Origin of the sequence: Mesorhizobium loti R88b, from assembly GCF_013170845.1 — a bacterium.
GTDB lineage: Bacteria > Pseudomonadota > Alphaproteobacteria > Rhizobiales > Rhizobiaceae > Mesorhizobium > Mesorhizobium loti_B.
Genome location: NZ_CP033367.1, coordinates 5,343,920 through 5,365,360 on the forward strand (window position 1 = coordinate 5,343,920; position 21,441 = coordinate 5,365,360).

Genomic DNA, 21,441 nt, shown 5'->3' on the forward strand with positions numbered 1-21,441 from the left:
GCGTCAGGCCGAAGCCTTGTCGATGTACTTCACCGCATCGCCGACCGTCAGGATGGTCTCGGCTGCGTCGTCGGGGATCTCAACGCCGAACTCTTCTTCGAACGCCATGACGAGTTCGACCGTGTCGAGGCTGTCAGCGCCCAGATCATCGATGAAGCTCGCCTGCTCCGTCACTTTGTCGGCATCGACGCCAAGGTGCTCGATGACGATCTTCTTGACGCGCTCTGCGGTGTCACTCATTTGGGGCATCCTCGTCTTTTGTTTGTCTGTCTTCGTTAGCGGGCAGAATGCCGCTAATCAAGCTGAAAGATGGTCCTGCCGGAAACGCAACGGCCACGAACCGGTTTTTGCCCGAACCGCCGGGTTGCGGGCCGCATTACACGAAAAATCGCTGAGGTCCAAGGCGAAATGGTCTCTTTTCACAACCCCGCCATTACTGTCAAATCATCGCCATGCCGCCGTTGACATGGATGGTCTGGCCGGTGACGTAGGCGGCTTCATTGGAGGCGAGATAGGCGACAGCGGACGCGACTTCAACACTCGTTCCCATGCGGCGTGTCGGGATCGCCGCCATGATCGCCTCTTTCTGCTTGTCGTTGAGCTTGTCGGTCATCGCCGATTCGATAAAGCCCGGAGCGACACAGTTGACGGTGATGTTGCGGGTGGCGATCTCCTGCGCCAGCGATTTGGAGAAGCCGATCATGCCGGCCTTGGTGGCGCAGTAATTGGTCTGGCCGGGATTGCCGGTGACGCCGACCACTGAAGTGATGTTGATGATGCGGCCATGGCGGCGGCGCATCATCGGGTGGGTGAGTTCGCGGGTCAGCCGGAACACGGCCGTCAGGTTGACCTCCATCACGCTATCCCAGTCGGCGTCCGACATGCGCACGAACAGGCCGTCCTTGGTGATGCCGGCATTGTTGACCAGGATATCGACGCCTTCGAGATCGGCCTCCGCCTTCTGGCCAAGCGCCTTGACCTCGTCGCGGTTCGACAGATTGGCCGGAAACAGTTTTACCCGCTCGCCGAGTTCGCTTGCCAAGGCCTCCAGTTTCTCGATGCGGGTGCCGTGCAGGCCGACAATGGCGCCTTGCGCATGCAGCACGCGGGCGATCGCCTCGCCGATGCCTCCCGATGCGCCGGTGACGAGCGCCTTGCGGCCGGTCAGTTCGAACATTTTCGTCTCCTGATCTGAGAGAACACCCTTCCCACGGGAGGGGTCAAATCGCCAGTGGATTATGCAAGTGAGGCCAGCGCGGCCTCAACGTCGGCCGGCGTGCCTACGGCTGATGTGGCGATGTCGCGGTTGATCCGCCGTGCCAGACCCGACAGCACCTTGCCGGCGCCGACCTCATAAAGCGTTGTCACGCCGTTGGCGCCAAACCATTCCACCGTTTCGCGCCAGCGCACTCGGCCGGTGATCTGCTCGACCAGGCGCCGCGCGATGTCGTCGGGATCGCTGGTCGGGGTCACGGTGACGTTGGACAGCACGGGAACCGCTGGCGCATGCTTCGTCACGCCAGCCAGCGCGTCGCGCATGACGTCGGCAGCCGGCGCCATCAGCGCCGAATGGAAAGGCGCCGAGACCTGCAGCATCAACGCCCGCTTGGCGCCCTTTTCGGTGCACAATTTTGCAGCGAGCTCGACCGCGACCTTGGCGCCGGAGATGACCAGCTGGCCGCCGCCATTGTCGTTGGCGATCTGGCAGACCTTGCCGGACCCTCGCGCGGCCTCGGTGCAAGCGGCCTCGACATCGGCCTGCTCCAGTCCAATGATCGCCGCCATGGCGCCCTCGCCGGCCGGCACCGCCGCCTGCATGGCATTGCCGCGAATGCGTAGCAGACGGGCGGCATCGGCAACGGAAACAAAGCCCGCGGCTGCAAGCGCTGAATATTCGCCCAGCGAGTGGCCGGCGACATAGGCGACCTTGTCCTCCAGCAAGAAACCGCGCGCTTCCAGCGCCTTGATGGCCGCCAGCGATACCGCCATCAGCGCCGGCTGCGCGTTGGCAGTCAGCGTCAAGGTCTCTTCGGGACCTTCCCAGATCAACTTCGACAGGTTCTCGCCGAGCGCGTCGTCGACCTCCTGGAAGATCCTGCGCGCCTCGGGAAAGGCGTCGGCGAGATCCTTGCCCATGCCGACAGCTTGGCTGCCTTGTCCCGGAAAGGTGAATGCAATGGCCATGCGAGGGCTCTCCAAGACTGGTTTTGCTTGCTTGATAGTACGAGTTTTCCCTGCCTGTGGCGCAAGGCAGGCTGCCAAGTCAAGCCCGGTTCAACCTGACCCCGAACCCGAACCCCGCGCGGAGTGCCTGTTCCAAAAGGGCTTTTTGGCGATCACTCCTGATGAAAACCGCTCACGAATCGTTTGCTGGCTCTTCTTATTTTCGCTACAGGCGCTAGCTTTGCGTGACAATTATATGACAATCGAGCGACGTGCCTGTCGCTGGGTGGGGAAGTTAAGGTGGCAAAGAGTTCGAAACGCGTCGGCAAGGCCGCGCCACAGTTCCTGGAAGACGATCCGTCGACCGGCTATCTGCCAGGCCGGAGGTGGCCGGTGGTCCGTTACGGGCTGATCAGCCTGGCGATCTCGGCCATTCTTGTGTTTGCCATCGAATTGATCGTGCGCGGCGACTTTGCCGGCACCGTCTCCTTCTTCCTGCAGCCGCTCAAGCCTGGCTGGACCACGATCGTCGTGTTCGCGCTGATCCTGATCGGTCTCGACGCCGTGCTCGGCCGCAGTCACCAGAGCCTGATGATCGTCGCGCCCTTGACGCTGTCGCTGGCCTTTGTCGGCCACCAGAAATCGCATTATCTGGGCGATCCGCTTTATCCGACTGACTTTCTCTATGCCCGCCAGATCTTCGCGCTGCTGCCGCTCCTGGTGCGCGACCGGCCGATGACCGCACTCGCCATGGTCGTCGGCATCGTCGCGGGCCTGTCGCTGCTCGTCTATGGCTGGCGGCTGTGGCGCCGCAAGGTTCCCGCACTCAGCCGCAAGGGCCGCCTTGCCCGGCTGACGCTGGCCGTGCCGCTGCTCGCCTTCTTCGTCTCGATCATGGACTACGCCACCTTCTCCTGGACCCGGGACAGGCTGCAGATCATCCCGATCATGTGGGACCAGAAGGAAAACTACGCCTCCAACGGCTTTGCACTCGCCTTTGCGCTCAATGTGCCGATGGCGCATGTCTCGGCACCGCCGGGCTATTCGGACAAGGCGATTGCCGCGATCGACCGGCCGCAGATTGCCGCTTCGGTGCCTGATGAAAAGCCCGACATTATTGTCGTCATGAGCGAATCCTTCTGGGACCCAACCAAGCTTCCCGGCGTCACCATCACGCCGGACCCCATTCCCACCGTGCGGGCACTGCGTTCCGGTTCGATGTTCTCGCCTGAATTCGGCGGCATGACCGCGAATATCGAATTCGAGGCGCTGACCGGCTTTTCCAACGCCTTCCTGCCCGCCGGCAGCATCCCCTATCAGCAATATGTGCGCACGCCGACACCTTCGATGGCGACCTTCCTGAAGAGTGAAGGCTACCGGGCGCGCGCCATTCATCCAGGCACCAACTGGTTCTGGAACCGTGGCGCGGTCTATGCCGATTTCGGGTTCAACGATTTCAAGTCGGAAGAGACGCTGCCACCCATGGAGAAGCGCGGACCGCTGGCATCTGATGCGGCAATGACGGATGAGATCATCCGCGAGGCCGACGCCAGCGACGAACCGGTTTTCTTCTTTGCGGTCAGCCTGCAGAACCATGGCCCCTATGAACCGAACCGCTATGACAACACGACCCACTCGGTGCAGGCGCCGATCAGCCAATGGGCGCGCGCCTCGCTGCTGAGCTATGCGGAGGGTTCAGCCGACGCTGACCACGGCCTTGAACGGCTGATCGAATGGGCCAACAAGCGCGAGCGGCCGACGATTGTCGCCTTCTTCGGGGACCATCTGCCGCCGCTGGGGCCGGTCTATGTCGAAACCGGTTTCCTCAAGGACAACGTCGCGCCACGCAAGGAGCCGACGCCGGAAGCCGCACTCGACCATCACGAGACACCGCTGGTCATCTGGTCGAACCGCTCCGGTGCGGTCAAGAACCTCGGGACGGTGAGCCCGGCATTCCTGCCCTATCATATCCTCACCGCAGCGGGCATCACCCATCCCTACTATACGGGCTTCCTGGGCGAGATGCGGGAGCGCTACCGCGTTGTCGACCGCAATCTTTTGCTGACCCCGGCTGGCGAGGCCACACCCGATTGGTCGCGTCAGAAGGATATCGACCCGGCGATCCGCGATTTCCGGCTCATCCAGTACGACATGATGTTCGGCAAGCGCCAGGCTGCGCCGGACTTCTTCCCCGAGACGGTCGACAAGGTCGTCGCCCATACGAGTTGAAGCATTCGATTGCCTTCGGAAGGGCGAATAGGCGTCAATTCGTGAGTTGCAGCTTCGAGAACTTGTTGGCAATCTGCTCGAATACGTTCGGCAGTTTGGCGGGATCGTTGACGGCGTAGTAGTCGCTGGGATCCGAAGCGCAGGCGCTGTACAGCGCGCGGTTGGCGGCGGTGTCGGACTGCAGCACCATGGTGTAGATTTGCGCGCCCTGGTTCTTAAGCTGCGTGCAGACGCTTTTGGTCCAGCCGTCAACGTTGCGGGCCGCCGCCGCCTGGTTGTCCGAGCCCATGCGACCCGGTGCGCCATAGGGGGAGCCCGCGAGATAACCGTAGGACGTATAGTCGGATTTGGTCGCCTCGTTGCTTGCGCCGTAAACGACGTTCTCACCATCGGTCAGCAACATAACGATCTTGCTGACCCCGGGCGTCTTCCACGGCGTTCCGTCGGTATACGGCGCACCCGGCGACAGCACGCGCTGGCCCCAGGCCAGTCCCTCCGCGACGTTGGTGCCAGAGCCCGCCCAGGCAAGCATCTTGCCAGCCTCCTTGCGAAGCTTTGTAAAATCGTCTGTCAATGGAACGATCGGCGACGGGCAGGATCGGTTTGGCCCCACTGTCAATTGCAAGGCATTTGGGTCCGTCGTGGCCGCGGTGCCAATGGAGCTGTTCTGCGGTGCCACATATTTGGCGACCGTGTCGAGATCTGCCTTCGAAGGGCCACCGAGCACCAAATTGACGACGCTTCCAAGCAGGCCGCTCAAATCTATTCCAAGGATGTTGACGCCGCCGTCGCGAGCAAGCTTGGCATCGTCAGCTGTGTCTTTGATAAATGAGTTATTGTAGTAATTGGCGTCGTTTGAATAACTGCCGGAAGGTTTGGTGCCATCCCCCGGATCGTCCGGCGCGAAGTACGGCACGAACAGAGTGTCGGGCCTGGACGGATCCGGCGGCGTGTCGGAGATGTTAAGGGTCCCAGGCCGTGCTTCGACACAACCTTTCCAGCCCGTGTCCGTCCCGGCAGCGTCCATCCATCCTGTCAATTTGGCGGCCGATGCGGGGTCTTTCATCAGTTGCCTGAACAGCGCCATATGATTGGGACGCTTGCCGTTGATGATGGGAAAATTGATTCCGTTGGTGGATGACTTGCCATCCATGTCGATCCAGGAGGGATCGAACCCGTCGCCATTGACATTGACAGCGGTGACGAATGGCACCAGCGCCACATGGACCTTGCGCGTCGGAGACTGCGCCGCCTCGAGTTGCTTGAGCAAACTGTCGGTTGCTGTCTTGAGGGCAGCAATTTTTGCCCCAGCCATCGAGCCGGTATTGTCCAGCACCAGCACGACTTCGAGCTGGTTGTTCGATTCGACGGCCGACGCATCGACGACAATGTGTTTGTTCTGGCCGAACAGGAAGGCGAAGTTCAAATTGACGTCCGCCGAGGCGACAGCTTTCGTCTTGATGTAGTTGACGCCCTTGTCGACGGTCAGCGTCGCCTGCGCGTTGGCGAGTTCACCGTGCCCTGCAATGTTGGCCTGAAAATAGCGATTGAAGGCGTCGGTGCGGGTAATGTCGAGATCGCCGAGATGCGAGGAGGCGAGATTTGCGGAGTCGAGCGCATTCTGCAAATTGCTCTTGGCCCGCATGATGGTCGACACGTCGACCGCGAAGGCCACGGCCGACAGGATAGCGGGCAGCCCGACCCCCATCATAAGCGCGAAATTGCCGCTCTTCGAGCGCCAGAATTTGTTGAGAAGCATCCTTACCCCCGGAAATGCTTGCCGCCTGTTCTGTGCGGATTGCACGGGCTTTTGCGCCTTCCATGATGAATCGACCGTTGACGGAGGGGCTCAACCCTTTGCAACCTGACATTGTGGTTAAGGGCTGGTTGCCGGGAAATTGCCAAGCGGCTCCGGCGCTGCAGCTTGATTTTCCAGCGCCTGCGACATCGGGAATGCCGCCTGCCCTTGCCTTATCAGTGGATTGCTGTATAGACGCCGCCAATCTGCCGGTCCCAGCTGGGGGCTGAACGGAGGGCCGGAGGTTTTTTCGAAAGCCTTCGTGTGAAGCCAGAAGTGCTTCCGCCTCCCGTGTCTCCGCTCTCGACCGTCTCGTCATGCTCCTTTCTTCCCCGCCCCTTTAACCGGGACCAGCGGGACAGAGAAGTTGCAGAGGCTTTTGCCGCCGGGAACCGGGAGAGAAACGAAGAAAGGCACCAAGACATAATGGCTCTTTACGAACATGTGTTTCTTGCCCGGCAGGACCTCTCGCAGCAGCAGGTCGATGCGCTTGTCGAACAGTACAAGGGCGTCATCTCCGCGAATGGCGGGTCCGTCGGCCGGGTCGAGAACTGGGGACTGAAGTCCCTCACCTACCGGGTCAACAAGAACCGGAAGGCATACTACACGCTCATGGACCTCAACTGCCCGCCGGCCGCGCTCAACGAGATGGAGCGCCAGATGGGTCTGTCCGAGGACGTCCTGCGTTTCCTGACCATCAAGGTCGAGGCGCATGAGGAAGGTCCGTCGGCGATGATGCAGAAGCGCGAAGAGCGCTCCGAGCGCGGTGGCTTCGGCGATCGCGACCGTGGCGACCGTGGCCCGCGTTCCTTCGGCGACCGTGACCGGGGCGATCGTCCGCCGCGCAGCTTCGGCGGCGACGCCGGTGCTGATCGTGGTCCGCGCCGTCCGCGCGAAGGCTTTGAAGGGGGTGCAGAATAATGGTCGACATCAATCAGATCCCGACCCGGCGCCCGTTCCATCGTCGCCGCAAGACCTGCCCGTTCTCCGGCGCCAACGCGCCCAAGATCGACTACAAGGACGTGCGTCTGCTGCAGCGCTACATTTCCGAGCGCGGCAAGATCGTGCCGTCGCGCATCACCGCCGTCAGCCAGAAGAAGCAGCGTGAGCTCGCCAAGGCGATCAAGCGCGCCCGCTTCCTCGGCCTGCTGCCCTACGTCGTCCGTTAATTCTCTCGAACGGGCGGTTCGCCGCCCGTTCCTTTCGCCGGCCATGACGGGCATGACCGGTTTTAGGCATCAAATCCCGAGTTGAGGTCAAAACCTCTAACTGCCGCGACAGGCAGGACAGCGACACCGGCGGCAACGCCCCTTTTGCTTCCTGACCTGTTCCAGAGAATTCGGCGCCGGCCTTGTGGACGGACGCCCAACCAGAAGGAACAAAACCATGGAAGTCATTCTTCTCGAACGCGTTTCCCGCCTCGGCCAGATGGGCGATACCGTCAAGGTCAAGGACGGCTTTGCCCGCAATTTCCTGCTGCCGCAGGGCAAGGCGCTGCGCGCCAACGAAGGCAACAAGAAGAAGTTCGAAGGTCAGCGCGCGCAACTCGAAGCACGCAATCTCGAGCGCAAGTCGGAAGCGACGCAGGTTGCTGAAAAGCTCGACGGCAAGAGCTTCATCACCGTTCGCTCCGCAGGCGAAACTGGCCAGCTCTACGGTTCGGTGTCGACGCGCGATATCGCCGACCTGCTGACGGCGGAAGGCTTCTCGATCGCCCGCAGCCAGGTTCTGCTCAACCATCCGATCAAGACCATCGGCCTCACCAATGTTGCTGTTGCCCTGCATCCGGAAGTCGAAGTCACGATCACGCTCAACATCGCCCGTACGGCTGATGAAGCCGAGCGCCAGTCCAAGGGCGAGACGCTGACCACCGCCGAAGCCATCTATGGCGACGACATCAACGACAATGCACGGCCGGAAAACTTCTTCGATCCGAACAGCGAGTTCGAAGGCGGCGAAGACAACGCCTGATCGCGTACGACAAGCCAGGGAGCAGCGCTCCGATCACTTTGTCGTCATCCAGCCTTTCTGGACCAATGCCCGGGCCTCTCGCCCGGGCATTTTTGTGCCAAATGGAACTTTTCGAACCCCTATATATTGTTGCAGAATTAAGGCAGCCAGTCTGACCGTGAGGGGACATTTGGTTATGAACATTCTGCTGAAGCGCGTTCTCGACCGCCTGGTGCGCACGGGCAATCTCAAGGTAACCGGACCCAAAGGCTCGACATTCGTCTTCGGCGACGGCAGCGGCGAGCCGGTGCAAATGCATATCAAGACCCGACATGCCGAACGCGCCATCACCTTCGATCCTATGCTGGCGGTGCCTGAATCCTACATGGACGGCGAACTCGACATTCTCGAAGGCGGCGTTCTCGGGCTGATGCGCATTGCCTTCCAGAACATGGGCAGCGGCGGCATCGACGCGACATGGTCGAAGGCCATAGAGGGCCTGCGCCATGCCTTCCGCCGACTGCAGCAGATCAACACAGCCTCGCGCTCGCGCCGCAACGTGCAGCGCCACTACGATCTGTCGGGCGACCTCTACCGGCTCTTCCTCGATGAGGACATGCAGTATTCCTGCGCCTATTTCGAGCAGCCGGACATGACGCTCGACGAGGCACAGGCAGCCAAAAAGCGCCATATCGCTGCCAAGCTCAGGCTGAAGGCCGGCCAGACCGTGCTCGACATCGGCTCCGGCTGGGGCGGGCTCGGCCTTTATCTCGCCAAGGCCTTCGACGTCGACGTGCAGGGCGTGACGCTGTCGACCGAACAGCATGGGGTCGCCACCGATCGGGCGCATGCGCAAGGCCTGGAAAACCACGTCCATTTCGAGCTGAAGGACTATCGCGAACTCAACGAACGCTTCGACCGCATCGTTTCGGTCGGCATGTTCGAACATGTCGGCGTGAACCACTTCAGGACCTTCTTCGACAAAGCAGCGACGTTGCTGAAGCCCGATGGCGTCATGCTCCTGCACACGATCGGCCGCTCCGGCGTGCCATGGGCGACCAGCGCCTTCATCCGCAAGTATATTTTCCCGGGCGGATACATCCCGGCAATGTCCGAGGTGATGCCGGCCATCGAGAAGTCCGGCCTCGTGGTCACGGACGTCGAGATCCTGCGGCTCCACTATGCCGATACGCTGAAGCACTGGGGCCAGCGCTTCGCCGCCAACCGTGACAAGGCCAAGTCGATCTACGACGAACGCTTCTGCCGCATGTGGGAATTCTATCTGGCCGCTTCGGAAGCCGCCTTCCGCTGGCAGGACCTCGTCATCTTCCAGTTCCAGATAACCAAGAAGAACGACACGCTGCCGGTGACCCGCGACTATATGGCCAAATGCGAAAAGGCGCTGGAAATGCGCGACATGGGCCGCCGCGAGGCGGCTCCGGTCGAGAAGCCCGCCAAGCCCGCCCGCCGCCGCAAGGTGGCTGAATAGAAACAGGACTTTGGTGCGCCTTCGCCATTGGCGCTTGCCATTCCCCACCCCTGCCCTGAAAAAGGCCTCGTGATCGTCGCGAGGCCTTTTTCATGACCTATCTCCTCTATGCCGCAGCAGCGCTGGCCGAGATCGCTGGCTGTTTTTCGGTATGGGCATGGTGGCGGCTGGAAAGATCGCCGCTGTGGCTGGCGCCGGGCTTCGTCTCGCTGCTTGTGTTCGCCTGGCTTCTGGCGCTGGTCGACACCAACGCCGCGGGCCGTGCCTATGCCGCTTATGGCGGCATCTACATCGTTGCCTCGCTGGCCTGGTTGTGGCTGGTGGAAGGCGTGCGGCCCGATCGCTGGGATGTTGCCGGTGCTGCGCTCTGCATAGCCGGGGCCTCGATCATCCTGCTCACACCGCGAGGAGCATAGCGTGGAACTGCCCGCCCCTCTTCGACAAGCTGTCGATCGCATCCTTGAAAAAGTGCCGCTTCCGGAGCTCAAACAGGCGGCAAAGACACTCTCCGACCGCTACCGCGCCGAACTGCGCGACGGACGTCTGCACATGGCGCAGGACATGGCGGTCAAGGCCTATCTGGCGACGCGGCTGCCGGCGACCTATGCCGCGGTCCGCGCCAGCCTCAGCGCGCTGAACGAGGCCCGGCCGGATTTCATGCCGAAAACCCTGCTCGATGTCGGCGCCGGCCCTGGTGCGGTGCTTTGGGCCACCAGCGAGCTCTGGCCTGATCTCGAACAGGCCGTTTTGCTGGAAGCGAGTGCAGCAGTGCGCAAGGTCGGCGAGACGCTTGCCACCGATGCGATCGCAGCACGGACCGAATGGCGGGCCGGCGACGTCACAACAGACCTTGCCGACCTTCAGCCTGCAGACCTCGTCACATGCGCCTATGTGCTGGACGAGATCGTGCCGGCATCCCTGCCCAAAATGGTCGACCGGCTATGGCAACTGACGGCAGATACGTTGCTGATCGTCGAGCCGGGCACGCCGGCGGGCTGGCAGCGAATTCTGGCGGTGCGCGCGCAATTGATCGCGGCCGGCGCGCATGTGCTGGCGCCGTGTCCGCACCAAGCGCCCTGCCCGCTCAACCCGCCCGACTGGTGCCACTTTGCCCGCCGCGTCGCCCGCTCGCGCCTGCATCGGATGGCCAAGGACGCGGAAGTGCCGTGGGAAGACGAGAAATTCATTTTTGTCGCCGTTTCGCGCCAGCCGGCAGCCGCCCATGCCGCGCGGGTCATCGCCCCGCCGAAATCCGGCTCCGGCAAGGTTCTGCTCAAGCTGTGCGGACCGGACGGCGGCGCCGGCGAACAACTGTTCACAAAACGCGACGGTGATCTGTTCAAGGCTGCGCGGCGCCTGGACTGGGGCGATACGCTGGACCCGGGAAGCACGTGACCGTCAAGATTGTTCTTGATCTGTTCCCGCGACTCGGATAGAGATCCGCGCCTCTCGGAGTCAAAGGGAATCGGGACACAGGAACATTCTCCTGTGGACGGTTTGCCGTTCCTGTGAACAACGGGCATCGAGGCTGTTTGGTCGTGCAGTGATGCAGAAAGGTCAGCACCGTTTCGTCTCGTTCTGATATCGAGAAGCCGGGATCGAAATCGGGGATATCATGGCAGAGGCAGCGCGAAAATTTGGCGTGGCGGAGCAGCAACCGCTTTATCGCGAGGCGCCGAACAACATCGAGGCCGAGCAGGCGCTGCTCGGCGCCATCCTCGTCAACAACGATGCCTTCTATCGTGTCTCCGACTTCCTCAAGCCAGGCCATTTCTACGAGCCGCTGCACAGAAAAATCTTCGAAATCGCGGCCGAGCTCATCCGCATGGGCAAGGTGGCGACGCCGATCACCTTGAAAACCTTCCTGCCGGCCGACGAGAAGGTCGGCGACATGACGGTGGCGCAATATATCGTACGGCTGGCGGTCGAAGCCGTCACCGTCGTCAATGCCACCGACTACGGCCGCGCCATCTATGATCTGGCGACGCGCCGCGCGCTGATCACCGTCGGCGAAGATATGGTCAACATCGCCTATGACGCGCCGGTCGACATGGCGCCCTCCGAGCAGATCGAGGACGCCGAGCGGCGCCTGTTCGAACTGGCCGAGACGGGCCGCTACGACGGCGGCTTCGAGAGCTTCACCGACGCAGTCAAGACCGCGGTCGACATGGCCAACGCCGCCTATATGCGCGACGGCCATCTGTCGGGCCTCGCCACCGGCATGCGCGATCTCGATCGCCGCATGGGCGGCCTGCAGTCGTCCGATCTGATCATCATCGCCGGCCGTCCAGGCATGGGCAAGACATCGCTCGCCACCAACATCGCCTTCAACATTGCCGAGATGTATGAGCCGGCGCAGCAGGCCGATGGCTCGTTCAAGGCAGCCAATGGTGGTGTCGTCGGCTTCTTCTCGCTCGAAATGTCGTCGGAACAGCTCGCCACCCGCATCATTTCCGAGCAGACGGAAATCTCGTCCTCGAAAATCCGCCGCGGCGAAATCACCGAAATGGATTTCGAGAAGCTGGTCGCCTGTTCGCAGACCATGCAGAAGATCCCGCTGTTCATCGACCAGACCGGCGGTATTTCCATTGCGCAGCTGTCTGCCCGCGCGCGTCGCCTGAAGCGCCAACGCGGCCTCGACCTGATCGTCATCGACTATATTCAGCTGATGCAGGGTTCATCCGCCAAGTCTTCGCAGAACCGCGTGCAGGAAATCACCGAGATCACCACCGGCCTGAAGGCGCTGGCCAAGGAACTGGCCGTGCCGATCATTGCACTGTCGCAGCTGTCGCGTCAGGTCGAAAGCCGCGAGGACAAGCGCCCGCAGCTCTCGGACTTGCGTGAATCCGGTTCGATCGAGCAGGACGCCGACGTCGTGATGTTCGTCTATCGCGAGGAGTATTATCTCAAGAACCGCGAGCCGAAGCTTGGCACTGAGGAATACGTCAAGTGGGAAAACGAGATGAACGAGATGCGCGGCAAGGCCGAGGTCATCGTCGCCAAGCAGCGCCACGGCCCGACGGGCTCGGTGACGCTCGCCTTCCACGGCGAATTCACCCGCTTCTCCGATCTGGCTGAGGAACATCATATCGCGGAGAGGTTTGAGTAGCCCTTTGACCCACCCAACCTTCAGCGATTGGCAAACGGCGCAACGCTAGTGGCCAAATCGCGCGTCCAGTTCATCTGCCAGAATTGCGGATCGGTGCATCAGCGCTGGGCCGGCAAGTGCGATGCCTGCGGCGAGTGGAACACGCTGGTCGAGGAAGGCACGTCCGGCGGCATCGGCTCGGGACCAGCCAACACGCGCAACGCCCGCAAGGGCCGCGCGGTGGTGCTGACCACACTGTCGGGCGACATAGAGGATGCGCCGCGCATCATTTCCGGCATCGGCGAACTCGACCGTGCCACCGGCGGCGGTTTCGTTCGCGGTTCGGCGCTGCTGGTCGGCGGCGATCCCGGCATCGGCAAGTCGACGTTGCTCACCCAGGCTGCCGCTGCCCTTGCTTCGAGAGGCCACCGCATCGTCTATGTCTCAGGCGAGGAAGCCGTGGCCCAGATCAGGCTGAGGGCGCAGCGGCTGGGCGTCGCCGACACGCCGGTGGAACTGGCGGCCGAGACCAATGTCGAGGACATTCTTGCCACCATCGCCGACGGCAAACGGCCGGATCTGGTCATTCTCGATTCGATCCAGACGCTGTGGACCGACCTCGCCGATTCAGCGCCTGGCACCGTTACCCAGGTGCGCGCCGCCGCCCAGGCGATGATCCGCTATGCGAAATCCACGGGTGCGGCGATCGTGCTGGTCGGCCACGTTACCAAGGAAGGCCAGATCGCCGGTCCGCGCGTGGTCGAGCACATGGTCGATGCCGTGCTCTATTTCGAGGGCGAAGGCGGACATCACTACCGCATCCTGCGCACGGTGAAGAACCGCTTCGGCCCGACCGACGAGATCGGCGTCTTTGAAATGTCGGACAAGGGCCTGCGCGAGGTCGCCAACCCGTCCGAGCTTTTCCTCGGCGAGCGCCATGCGAAATCGCCAGGTGCGGCCGTTTTCGCCGGCATGGAAGGCACAAGGCCGGTTCTGGTCGAGATTCAGGCGCTGGTCGCGCCCTCCTCGCTCGGCACGCCGCGGCGCGCCGTGGTCGGTTGGGACGGCGCCCGGCTGTCGATGATCCTGGCGGTGCTTGAGGCCCATTGCGGCGTGCGCTTCGGCAGCCACGATGTCTATCTCAACGTTGCCGGCGGCTACCGCATCAGCGAGCCGGCGGCTGACCTCGCGGTCGCGGCCGCACTGGTTTCCTCGCTCACCGGTCTTGCCCTTCCCGCCGATTGCGTCTATTTCGGCGAAATCAGCCTTTCGGGCGCTGTGAGGCCGGTTGCGCATGCGCAGCAGCGCCTCAAGGAAGCCGAAAAGCTGGGTTTTGGTAGCGCGGTTCTGCCCTTGGGCAGCGAGGAACTTGCCGGAGGGATCGGGGCCGGCGCTTTCCAGCCCACCGAGCTTGCCGACCTCGTGGCACGCATAGCCGGCTCACGGCGCAGTCGCGCGGACGAAGAAGAGTGACGCGGCTGGTCGTGTGGTAAACGACATGAAGTGGGGCGAAAGACATGCCGATTACGCTGCTTGACGGAATTCTCGTCGGCTTCACCCTGGTCTCGGCGATGCTCGCCATGGTTCGCGGCTTCTCGCGCGAAATCCTGTCGGTCGTCTCGTGGGCGGCGGCAGCGGCGGCGGCTTTCTTCTTCTACAAGCCGGTCCTGCCCTATCTGAAGCCCTACATCGAGAACGAAAAGATCGCCATGGCCGCTTCGGCCGGGGCCGTCTTCATCATCGCGCTGATCGTCGTCTCGGTCATCACCATGAAGCTTGCCGATTGGATCATCGATTCCCGGATCGGCGCGCTCGACCGCACGCTCGGCTTCCTCTACGGCGCCGCGCGCGGCATCCTGGTCGTCGCGGTGGCGCTTTTGTTCTTCAACTGGCTGGCCGGCGCCAAGGCACCGGCCTGGGTGACGGAGGCCAAGTCGCGGCCGCTGCTGGAACAGATCGGCGCCAAGCTCGAGAGCCTGCTGCCCGAGGATCCCGAAAACGCCATCCTGAAGAAGCTCAATCCGAATCAGCCGGCTACTCCAGCGGCTCCGGCTGCGGACGCTCCTGCCGGTGGCGACGACGCCAACACACCGGCGCCTGACGACAATGACGCAACACCGCCGCCAGCCGACAACGCGCCAGCCAATCCGGCACCGGCAGCACCGGCAAACTGACGCCTAAGGGGGCGTCAGGACCGACGATCGTGTGAACGACTGCACAGTGTGCGTTGCTTTCGACGCGTGAGCACCTTATATGGCGATTTTAGCGGAGCTTAAGATGGCAGACGCAGACGACGTGCTTTCCGCCGAGGCCGACGACCATTTCCATGACGAATGCGGCGTGTTCGGCATTTTTGGCCGGCAGGACGCAGCCGCCATCGTCACCCTTGGGCTGCATGCGCTACAGCATCGCGGCCAGGAAGCGGCCGGCATCGTCTCCTACGACGGCACCCAGTTCCATGTCGAACGCCATGTCGGCTTGATCGGCGACACCTTCACCAAGCAGCGCGTCATCGACAGCCTGCAAGGCAACCGCGCCATTGGCCATACGCGCTACGCCACGACTGGCGGCGCCGGCATGCGCAACATCCAGCCCTTCTTCGCCGAATTGGCCGATGGCGGTTTTGCCGTTGCCCACAATGGCAATTTGACCAACGCCATGACGGTGCAGCGCGCGCTGCAGAAGCAGGGCGCGATCTTCTCATCCACCTCCGACACCGAGACGCTTTTGCACCTGGTTGCGACCAGCAAGGAGCGCGACCTCAACTCGCGCTTCATCGACGCGGTGCGGCAGGTCGAAGGCGCCTTCTCGCTGGTGGCGATGACGGCCAAGAAGATGATCGGCTGCCGCGATCCGCTCGGCATCCGCCCGCTGGTGCTGGGCGATCTCGACGGCGCCTGGATTCTCGCCTCCGAAACCTGCGCGCTCGACATTATCGGCGCGCGTTTCGTGCGCGACCTGAAACCCGGCGAGATGGTCGTCGTCACCTCCAAGGGCATTGAAAGCCTGTTCCCGTTCGAGCCGCAGAAGACCCGTTTCTGCATCTTCGAATATGTCTATTTCGCACGACCGGATTCCTCGGTCGAAGGCCGCAACGTCTACGAGGTGCGCAAGCGCATCGGCGCCGAACTGGCGCAGGAGAACCCGGTCGAGGCCGACATCGTCGTGCCGGTGCCGGATTCCGGCACCCCGGCGGCCATCGGTTTTTCCCAGGCCGCGGGCATTCCTTTCGAGCTCGGCATTATCCGCAACCACTATGTCGGCCGCACCTTCATCCAACCGGGCGATTCGATCCGCCACATGGGCGTCAAGCTCAAGCACAACGCCAACCGGCGCATGATCGAGGGCAAGCGCGTGGTGCTGGTCGACGATTCGATCGTGCGCGGCACCACCAGCCAGAAGATCGTGCAGATGGTTCGCGACGCCGGCGCCAAGGAAGTGCACATGCGCATCGCCTCGCCGCCGACCAGCGCGTCGTGCTTCTACGGCGTCGACACGCCGGAGAAGTCGAAGCTGCTGGCATCGCGCATGTCGGTGGAAGAGATGGCCGAGTTCATCCGTGTCGATTCGCTCGGCTTCCTGTCGATTGACGGGCTCTACCGCGCCGTCGGCGAGGCGGGCCGCGACAACGATCAGCCGCAGTTCTGCGACGCCTGCTTCACCGGCCAGTACCCGACCCGCCTGCTCGACTTCGAAGGCCACGACAATGTGCGCACGCTGTCGCTGCTGGCGAACAACGGGGCGTAGGCCAGACTCTTTGTTTTGACGCAATTCCAGACGGAAAACCGCTTCACACTTTTCCTGGAATTGCTCTGGACCACCTTACGGAAATTCTCGCATGACCCTCGACCTTACCGGCCGCGTCGCGGTCGTCACCGGCGCCTCGCGCGGCATCGGCTATTTCATCGCCAGGGAATTGGCCGCCGCCGGTGCACATGTCATCGCGGTGGCGCGCACGGTCGGTGGGCTGGAAGAACTCGACGACCAGATCAAGGCAGCCGGCGGCCAGGCGACATTGGTGCCGCTCGATCTCGCCGACATGGCCGGCATCGACCGGCTGGGCGGCGCCATCCATGAACGCTGGGGCAAGCTCGACATTCTCGTCGCCAATGCCGGTGTGCTCGGTGTCATCTCGCCGATCGGCCATGTCGAGGCAAAGACCTTCGAGAAGGTGATGACCATCAACGTCACCTCGACCTGGCGGCTGATCCGCTCGGTCGACCCGCTGCTCAGGCTTTCCGATGCCGGCCGGGCCATTATCCTGTCGTCCAACGCGGCGCATTCGGCGCGCGCCTTCTGGGCGCCTTACGCGGCATCGAAGGCGGCCGTCGAGACCATGATGCGCTCCTGGGCGCATGAGACGCAAAGCCTGCCGCTGCGCGTCAATGCCGCCGACCCGGGTGCCACCCGCACCGCTATGCGGGCCCAGGCGGTTCCCGGCGAGGATCCGGAGATGCTGCCGCACCCCTCCGAGATCGCCAAGCGCATCGTGCCGCTGGCCAGCCCGGACCTGAAGGAAACCGGCCTGATCTTCCAGGCCAAGCACAACCGTTTTGTCGCCTATAGGCAGCCCGAATAGCCGTATCCGGCATGCAAATCCGCCGTATCATCACGCGGCTGTGATCTGAGCGAGAAAAGCAGCGCTTCTGTCATGCTTTCGTCGTTTCCACAGAGTTGGTAGGATCGTATAGACTCCCACAACAACGAGCGCCCGAGCTGGGCAGAACAAGGACATCCCCATGGCTACGACCGCAGCGTTGGTTTGGTATCTGGTAATCGCCGGCCCGCAGGGCGGCATGGTCGTGCTCCCCAGCACCTTCGACAAGCGCGAACAGTGCACCGCCGCCATCACCGAATATCAGAAGCAGCCGACACCCACCGGCTGGTCCATACAGTGCGTGCCAAGCGCATCGCCCTTCACCGATGAAGGCGATGCCGAAGAGCCGGCAGCGCAGTAGATATCCGTTACAACAAGGCCCGCAGCCAAGGGCTGCGGGCCTTGTTATTTCAGCGCCGGGCGCTCACCGTCAGTTCCGGCTTCTGGTTGATGGTCTGGAACACCACGCAATAGCGCTCGGTCAGCTTCAAAAGCGAGTCGATGCGCTCCTGCGGTTCATCGGTGTCGAGGCTGAAATTGAGGCGGATGGCACGAAAACCGACCGGCGCGTCCTTGGCGACACCGAGCGTGCCGCGAAAATCAAGATCGCCTTCGGCCTCAACAGTGGCGGCGCCAAGCTTGAACTCGAGCGCCGTCGCCACCGCCTTCAGCGTCACCCCGGCGCAAGCCACCAAGGCCTCAAGCAGCATATCGCCGGAACAGAGCTCGAGCCCCGAGCCGCCGGTTGCCGGATGCAGACCTGCAATTGCGATCGCCCTGCCCGTCTCGATCTTGCAGGCCACCGACTGGTCGTCGATCGAGCCCTTCGCTCTCAGTGTAATCAGCGCCTGCGAAGCGTCGTCGCGATAGGCCTGCTTCAGCGGCGCCTGCATCGCCTTCAATTCGGTTGCATCCATTTCCGTTGCCTCTTTCGCTTTTGCGGCCAGCCAGCAGCGTGGCTTTGTCCGATTTAAGTGCCGATCGCGTTCCGGAAGCAAGCCCGCAATCCCTGCCCCAACGCAAGCTCGGGGCTGGGCGTAGCACTGTCTCGCCTTTCACCCGTATAGCTTGAAGCCGGGGCCTGATTACGCAGAGTCCTCGAGTACTCCTCGTACCGTTGCTGTCGCCTCCCGCAACACTGGTCCCGTGCCTTATGGCCGATATCGCCATCCTCGAAACACGCGAGAGGGTTTTCGCCGGAATCCTGCTGACCGGTGCCGCCTATCTGCTGTTTTCGACGCAGGACGCCTCTATCAAGCTGCTGGTCACCGGAATGACCGTCTGGCAGATCATGTTCTTCCGCAGCATCACCATCCTCGGCGCCTGCGCGGCAATCGGCGGACGGCAGCTGTTTGCCGACGCAGCGCGCTCGCCGATCGTGCGGCCAATGCTGGTGCGCAGCGCCTTTACGCTTGCCGCCTGGCTCTGTTACTACAACGCCGCGCGCAGCCTGCAGCTTGCCGAACTGACCACCGTCTATTACGCGGCGCCGATCATCGTCACCGTGCTTTCGGTGTTCCTGCTCGGTGAAAAGGTGCCGATGCTGCGCTGGCTGGCGGTTTTGATCGGCTTTGTCGGCGTCTTCGTCGCCTGTGATCCGACCCATCTCGGCCTGTCCCTGCCGGTGCTGCTGGTGCTGGCGGCCGCTCTTTTGTGGGCCATCGCCATCGTGCTCCTGCGCAGAACCGCGCTAGCCGAACGCTCGATGATCCAGCTCCTGCTCAACAATTTCTATTTCCTGGTGTTTTCGGCGGTGCCGGCACTGTTGTGGTGGCATACGCCTGATCTGACCCAATTGTTGCTTCTTGCCAGCGTCGGCGCGCTCGGCGGCCTGGCGCAATATCTGCTCTTCGAGGGCATGAAGCGCACGCCGGCATCGATCCTGGCGCCGCTCGAATACAGCTCGCTGCTGTGGGCGTTCGCGCTCGGCTTCGCGATCTGGGGCGACGTACCGCGCCGCGAAGTCTTCCTGGGCGCTACCCTTATCGTCGCCGCCGGCCTGCTGATCGTCGGCGGCGAGCATTTCCGCAAGCGGCTGTGATGTGCATCACTGCTGACGCTACGATGTCAGGACGCACCGGCGTAGGCTGGCGGCATGACTGATGTGACCGCCACCACAGACACTGTCGCCGAGCGCACGCTGGGCATCATTCTGGTGTCCTGTTCGGCGGCCGTCTTTGCGCTGACCGGCGTGCTGACAAAATCGATCCATGCCGACCCGCTGACGATCATCTGCTGGCGTGGCTTTGTCGGCTCGATCCTCATCAGCCTCTATGTGCTGTGGCGGCGGCACCGCTCCGGCGGACGCGAAAGCCTGAGGTTGGGCTGGCGCGGCTGGCTGCTGGCGGTCGAAGGCGCGCTGGCGAGCATCGCTTTCATTTCGGCATTCAAATTCACCTACGTCGCCAATGTCGCGGTCATCTACGCCACCGCGCCTTTCGTCACCGCATTGCTGGCCTGGGTGCTGACGCGCGAACCCTTCCGGTTGCAGACGATGGTCGCCGCGGCCGTTTCGCTTTGCGGCGTGGCGATCATGGTCTGGTCAGGCTTCGGCACAGGCCATCTGTTCGGAGACGGGCTGGCGCTGCTGATGACCATCGGCAGCGGCCTCTACATGATCATGGTGCGCGCCTTCCGCGACACGCCGGTGGTGTGGGCCGGCGCGGTTTCGGCCTTTCTGTTGTTTGTACTTGGCTGGTTCGTCACCGATCCGCTGGCGGTGTCGCCAAGGGATGCTGTTCTGCTCGTGACCTTCGGCGCATCCTTCGCGCTGTCGTCGATCCTGTGGACCGAGGGCGCCCGACTGCTGCCGGCGGCCGAATCTGGGCTGCTCGGCTCGGCCGAGGTGCCGTTCGCGATCCTGTTTGCCTTTCTGTTTCTGGGGGAGATCGCGCCAACGGCCAGCATGATAGGCGGCGCCATCGTGCTCTGCGCGGTGTTTGCCCATGCCGGCCGCGACTGGCTGGTGGCACGCTCGCAGCAGGCAGCGTCAAATATTTCTTAAAAAAGTGACACGGTCACGGAACCATCATCGGGGTCAGGCATTATTGGTGCGACGGGCCACCCCCCAAGTCCCCCAAACCCCTCGGCCCGTCCTACTCCCAAGCCGACCGCAAGGTCGGCTTTTTCTTTGGTATCAGCCGCGGATATCTAGACCTGCGGCTTCAACCGAGATGTCCCGACATTGCCAGGTTGCCGCTGAGCAGCGCCGCCAGATCGCCAGCGGGAGCATCGGCGCCGGAGCGCAGCCGGATCGCGAACTCAGCCATCGGGACCAGCGGCAGGCCAAGCTCGCGCGGTGCTTCGACAATGCCGGAATGGGCAAAGCGCGGGGTTCGCAAGGTCAGCGCAACGCCGGCATTCACCGCCGTGCGCAGGCCGGCCAGGCTGGCGCTGCCGGCGGCTATGCGGTAGCGGCGGCCGGCGGCATCGAGCGCCGCGAGTGCGGCCTCGCGAAACCCGCAATAGGGATCGAGCAGCGCCAGCGGCAGCTCTTCCTGTCGCGAGGCCAGTCCCTTCTGCGAACACAGCCATATCATCGGCTCGCGCAGGACGCCGACCTCGTCAGGTGCGGCGGCCTGGCGCATGACGATCGCCAGATCGAGGCTGCCGGCCTGCAGTGCCTGCGCCAGCTCAGTGGAGCGGCCGACCCGCAATTCGATCCTGACGCGTGGATGGCTGGTGGCGAAGGCACGCAGCAGGTCAGGCAGGCCACTATCGGCGAAATCCTGTGTCGTGCCGATGGCGACACGCCCGGCGGCTTGTGCCCCCTTCAGCGCCAGCCACGCTTCGCGGTGCACCGCGAGAATGCGCCTGGCATGACCGACAAGGTCCTCGCCGGCCGACGTCAGCCCACGACCCCGCCCCTGCGGCGCCAGAAGCGGCTCGCCGACAATCTCCTCCAGGCGCTGCATCTGGGCAGTCACGGCCGAAGGCGAACGGCCGACAGTTGAAGCCGCCTGCGCCAGCGAGCCGCTGTCGACGAAAGCGAGGAAGGTTTTGAGCAGATCCGGATCGAGCGTTTCCATAATTCGATATTATCGAATCTTAAATTGAAAACAATTCGATTTTTTTGATTCAAGGTTGATGACATGGTCTCTCCAACGGCGATCAGATGCCGCTAGAAA

The 21,441-nt window shown here is 62.8% G+C and carries 21 protein-coding genes; 15 read left to right on the forward strand and 6 right to left on the reverse strand.

The window, feature by feature from the left end; translation table 11 throughout:
- Window positions 1-3: 3 nt before the first annotated feature.
- The 3 genes from EB235_RS26250 to fabD form a co-directional block, all read right to left on the reverse strand.
- A complete protein-coding gene (locus EB235_RS26250) occupies window positions 4-240 on the reverse strand; it encodes an acyl carrier protein (RefSeq protein WP_006203723.1) in 237 nt (78 codons plus the stop codon).
- A gap of 199 nt (window positions 241-439) precedes the next feature.
- A complete protein-coding gene (gene fabG / locus EB235_RS26255; RefSeq protein WP_027034485.1) occupies window positions 440-1,177 on the reverse strand; it encodes a 3-oxoacyl-[acyl-carrier-protein] reductase in 738 nt (245 codons plus the stop codon).
- A gap of 59 nt (window positions 1,178-1,236) precedes the next feature.
- Window positions 1,237-2,184 (reverse strand): ACP S-malonyltransferase, encoded by a 948-nt coding sequence (gene fabD / locus EB235_RS26260; RefSeq protein WP_027034484.1) that lies wholly within the window; start codon window positions 2,182-2,184, stop codon window positions 1,237-1,239.
- Between the two features lie 255 nt (window positions 2,185-2,439).
- Here fabD and EB235_RS26265 point away from each other — a divergent pair, with 255 nt between their 5' ends.
- Window positions 2,440-4,392: an LTA synthase family protein gene (locus EB235_RS26265; RefSeq protein ID WP_080680993.1), complete on the forward strand. Its 1,953-nt coding sequence runs from the start codon at window positions 2,440-2,442 to the stop codon at window positions 4,390-4,392.
- Window positions 4,393-4,426: 34 nt separating this feature from the next.
- Here the strand turns inward: EB235_RS26265 and EB235_RS26270 are convergent, their stop codons facing one another.
- Window positions 4,427-6,103, reverse strand: a complete 1,677-nt coding sequence (locus tag EB235_RS26270) for a pilus assembly protein TadG-related protein (protein ID WP_245268933.1) — start codon at window positions 6,101-6,103, stop codon at window positions 4,427-4,429.
- A gap of 513 nt (window positions 6,104-6,616) precedes the next feature.
- Between EB235_RS26270 and rpsF the strand changes: the two genes are divergently transcribed.
- The 12 genes from rpsF to EB235_RS26330 all read left to right on the forward strand — a co-directional run bounded on the left by rpsF (window position 6,617) and on the right by EB235_RS26330 (window position 17,675).
- Window positions 6,617-7,111 carry a 30S ribosomal protein S6 gene (gene rpsF / locus EB235_RS26275; protein WP_027034481.1) on the forward strand — a complete coding sequence of 165 codons (495 nt, stop codon included), beginning with the start codon at window positions 6,617-6,619 and terminating at the stop codon, window positions 7,109-7,111.
- Entirely contained in the window at window positions 7,111-7,359 is a 249-nt protein-coding gene (gene rpsR / locus EB235_RS26280; RefSeq protein WP_006203718.1) for a 30S ribosomal protein S18, read from the forward strand. Before rpsF ends, rpsR begins: the two co-directional genes overlap by 1 nt.
- A 217-nt stretch (window positions 7,360-7,576) precedes the next feature.
- Window positions 7,577-8,161 (forward strand): 50S ribosomal protein L9, encoded by a 585-nt coding sequence (rplI, locus tag EB235_RS26285; protein WP_027034480.1) that lies wholly within the window; start codon window positions 7,577-7,579, stop codon window positions 8,159-8,161.
- A 175-nt stretch (window positions 8,162-8,336) separates the two neighbouring features.
- The gene (locus tag EB235_RS26290; protein ID WP_027034479.1) at window positions 8,337-9,629 is read left to right on the forward strand and encodes an SAM-dependent methyltransferase; all 1,293 of its coding nucleotides are present in this window, start codon (window positions 8,337-8,339) and stop codon (window positions 9,627-9,629) included.
- A 92-nt stretch (window positions 9,630-9,721) separates the two neighbouring features.
- Window positions 9,722-10,045 (forward strand): YnfA family protein, encoded by a 324-nt coding sequence (locus tag EB235_RS26295; protein ID WP_027034478.1) that lies wholly within the window; start codon window positions 9,722-9,724, stop codon window positions 10,043-10,045.
- Between the two features lies 1 nt (window position 10,046).
- Window positions 10,047-11,024 carry a small ribosomal subunit Rsm22 family protein gene (locus EB235_RS26300; protein WP_027034477.1) on the forward strand — a complete coding sequence of 326 codons (978 nt, stop codon included), beginning with the start codon at window positions 10,047-10,049 and terminating at the stop codon, window positions 11,022-11,024.
- A 220-nt stretch (window positions 11,025-11,244) separates the two neighbouring features.
- On the forward strand, window positions 11,245-12,738 hold the full coding sequence (locus EB235_RS26305; RefSeq protein WP_027034476.1) for a replicative DNA helicase: 1,494 nt from the start codon (window positions 11,245-11,247) through the stop codon (window positions 12,736-12,738).
- A gap of 48 nt (window positions 12,739-12,786) precedes the next feature.
- Window positions 12,787-14,190: a DNA repair protein RadA gene (gene radA / locus EB235_RS26310; RefSeq protein WP_027034475.1), complete on the forward strand. Its 1,404-nt coding sequence runs from the start codon at window positions 12,787-12,789 to the stop codon at window positions 14,188-14,190.
- A gap of 44 nt (window positions 14,191-14,234) precedes the next feature.
- Entirely contained in the window at window positions 14,235-14,891 is a 657-nt protein-coding gene (locus EB235_RS26315; protein WP_027034474.1) for a CvpA family protein, read from the forward strand.
- A gap of 103 nt (window positions 14,892-14,994) precedes the next feature.
- Window positions 14,995-16,464, forward strand: coding sequence for an amidophosphoribosyltransferase (gene purF / locus EB235_RS26320; protein ID WP_027034473.1), 1,470 nt, complete (start codon window positions 14,995-14,997; stop codon window positions 16,462-16,464).
- Window positions 16,465-16,555: 91 nt separating this feature from the next.
- Entirely contained in the window at window positions 16,556-17,296 is a 741-nt protein-coding gene (locus EB235_RS26325; RefSeq protein ID WP_027034472.1) for an SDR family NAD(P)-dependent oxidoreductase, read from the forward strand.
- Window positions 17,297-17,456: 160 nt separating this feature from the next.
- The gene (locus tag EB235_RS26330) at window positions 17,457-17,675 is read left to right on the forward strand and encodes a hypothetical protein (protein ID WP_027034471.1); all 219 of its coding nucleotides are present in this window, start codon (window positions 17,457-17,459) and stop codon (window positions 17,673-17,675) included.
- A 49-nt stretch (window positions 17,676-17,724) separates the two neighbouring features.
- Here the strand turns inward: EB235_RS26330 and EB235_RS26335 are convergent, their stop codons facing one another.
- On the reverse strand, window positions 17,725-18,231 hold the full coding sequence (locus EB235_RS26335; protein WP_027034470.1) for an OsmC family protein: 507 nt from the start codon (window positions 18,229-18,231) through the stop codon (window positions 17,725-17,727).
- Window positions 18,232-18,467: 236 nt separating this feature from the next.
- Here EB235_RS26335 and EB235_RS26340 point away from each other — a divergent pair, with 236 nt between their 5' ends.
- Both EB235_RS26340 and EB235_RS26345 read left to right on the forward strand, forming a co-directional pair.
- Complete coding sequence (locus EB235_RS26340; RefSeq protein ID WP_027034469.1) at window positions 18,468-19,355, forward strand: DMT family transporter; 888 nt, start codon at window positions 18,468-18,470, stop codon at window positions 19,353-19,355.
- Between the two features lie 54 nt (window positions 19,356-19,409).
- Window positions 19,410-20,318 carry a DMT family transporter gene (locus tag EB235_RS26345; protein ID WP_027034468.1) on the forward strand — a complete coding sequence of 303 codons (909 nt, stop codon included), beginning with the start codon at window positions 19,410-19,412 and terminating at the stop codon, window positions 20,316-20,318.
- Window positions 20,319-20,478: 160 nt separating this feature from the next.
- On the opposite strand, the gene EB235_RS26350 is transcribed toward EB235_RS26345, so the two are convergent.
- The gene (locus tag EB235_RS26350; protein WP_027034467.1) at window positions 20,479-21,342 is read right to left on the reverse strand and encodes a LysR substrate-binding domain-containing protein; all 864 of its coding nucleotides are present in this window, start codon (window positions 21,340-21,342) and stop codon (window positions 20,479-20,481) included.
- Window positions 21,343-21,441: the final 99 nt, after the last annotated feature.

Excerpts from the sequence above, each read along its gene's own strand:
- EB235_RS26290 (WP_027034479.1), top strand. The coding sequence starts at position 8,337 with ATGAACATTCTGCTGAAGCGCGTTCTCGACCGCCTGGTGCGCACGGGC.
- rpsR (WP_006203718.1), top strand. The coding sequence starts at position 7,111 with ATGGTCGACATCAATCAGATCCCGACCCGGCGCCCGTTCCATCGTCGC.
- EB235_RS26250 (WP_006203723.1), bottom strand. The coding sequence starts at position 240 with ATGAGTGACACCGCAGAGCGCGTCAAGAAGATCGTCATCGAGCACCTT.
- EB235_RS26350 (WP_027034467.1), bottom strand. The coding sequence starts at position 21,342 with ATGGAAACGCTCGATCCGGATCTGCTCAAAACCTTCCTCGCTTTCGTC.
- EB235_RS26330 (WP_027034471.1), top strand. The coding sequence starts at position 17,457 with ATGGCTACGACCGCAGCGTTGGTTTGGTATCTGGTAATCGCCGGCCCG.
- rpsF (WP_027034481.1), top strand. The coding sequence starts at position 6,617 with ATGGCTCTTTACGAACATGTGTTTCTTGCCCGGCAGGACCTCTCGCAG.
- EB235_RS26345 (WP_027034468.1), top strand. The coding sequence starts at position 19,410 with ATGACTGATGTGACCGCCACCACAGACACTGTCGCCGAGCGCACGCTG.
- fabG (WP_027034485.1), bottom strand. The coding sequence starts at position 1,177 with ATGTTCGAACTGACCGGCCGCAAGGCGCTCGTCACCGGCGCATCGGGA.
- fabD (WP_027034484.1), bottom strand. The coding sequence starts at position 2,184 with ATGGCCATTGCATTCACCTTTCCGGGACAAGGCAGCCAAGCTGTCGGC.
- EB235_RS26340 (WP_027034469.1), top strand. The coding sequence starts at position 18,468 with ATGGCCGATATCGCCATCCTCGAAACACGCGAGAGGGTTTTCGCCGGA.
- purF (WP_027034473.1), top strand. The coding sequence starts at position 14,995 with ATGGCAGACGCAGACGACGTGCTTTCCGCCGAGGCCGACGACCATTTC.
- EB235_RS26325 (WP_027034472.1), top strand. The coding sequence starts at position 16,556 with ATGACCCTCGACCTTACCGGCCGCGTCGCGGTCGTCACCGGCGCCTCG.
- EB235_RS26270 (WP_245268933.1), bottom strand. The coding sequence starts at position 6,103 with ATGATGGGGGTCGGGCTGCCCGCTATCCTGTCGGCCGTGGCCTTCGCG.
- EB235_RS26315 (WP_027034474.1), top strand. The coding sequence starts at position 14,235 with ATGCCGATTACGCTGCTTGACGGAATTCTCGTCGGCTTCACCCTGGTC.
- EB235_RS26295 (WP_027034478.1), top strand. The coding sequence starts at position 9,722 with ATGACCTATCTCCTCTATGCCGCAGCAGCGCTGGCCGAGATCGCTGGC.
- EB235_RS26305 (WP_027034476.1), top strand. The coding sequence starts at position 11,245 with ATGGCAGAGGCAGCGCGAAAATTTGGCGTGGCGGAGCAGCAACCGCTT.
- EB235_RS26335 (WP_027034470.1), bottom strand. The coding sequence starts at position 18,231 with ATGGATGCAACCGAATTGAAGGCGATGCAGGCGCCGCTGAAGCAGGCC.
- rplI (WP_027034480.1), top strand. The coding sequence starts at position 7,577 with ATGGAAGTCATTCTTCTCGAACGCGTTTCCCGCCTCGGCCAGATGGGC.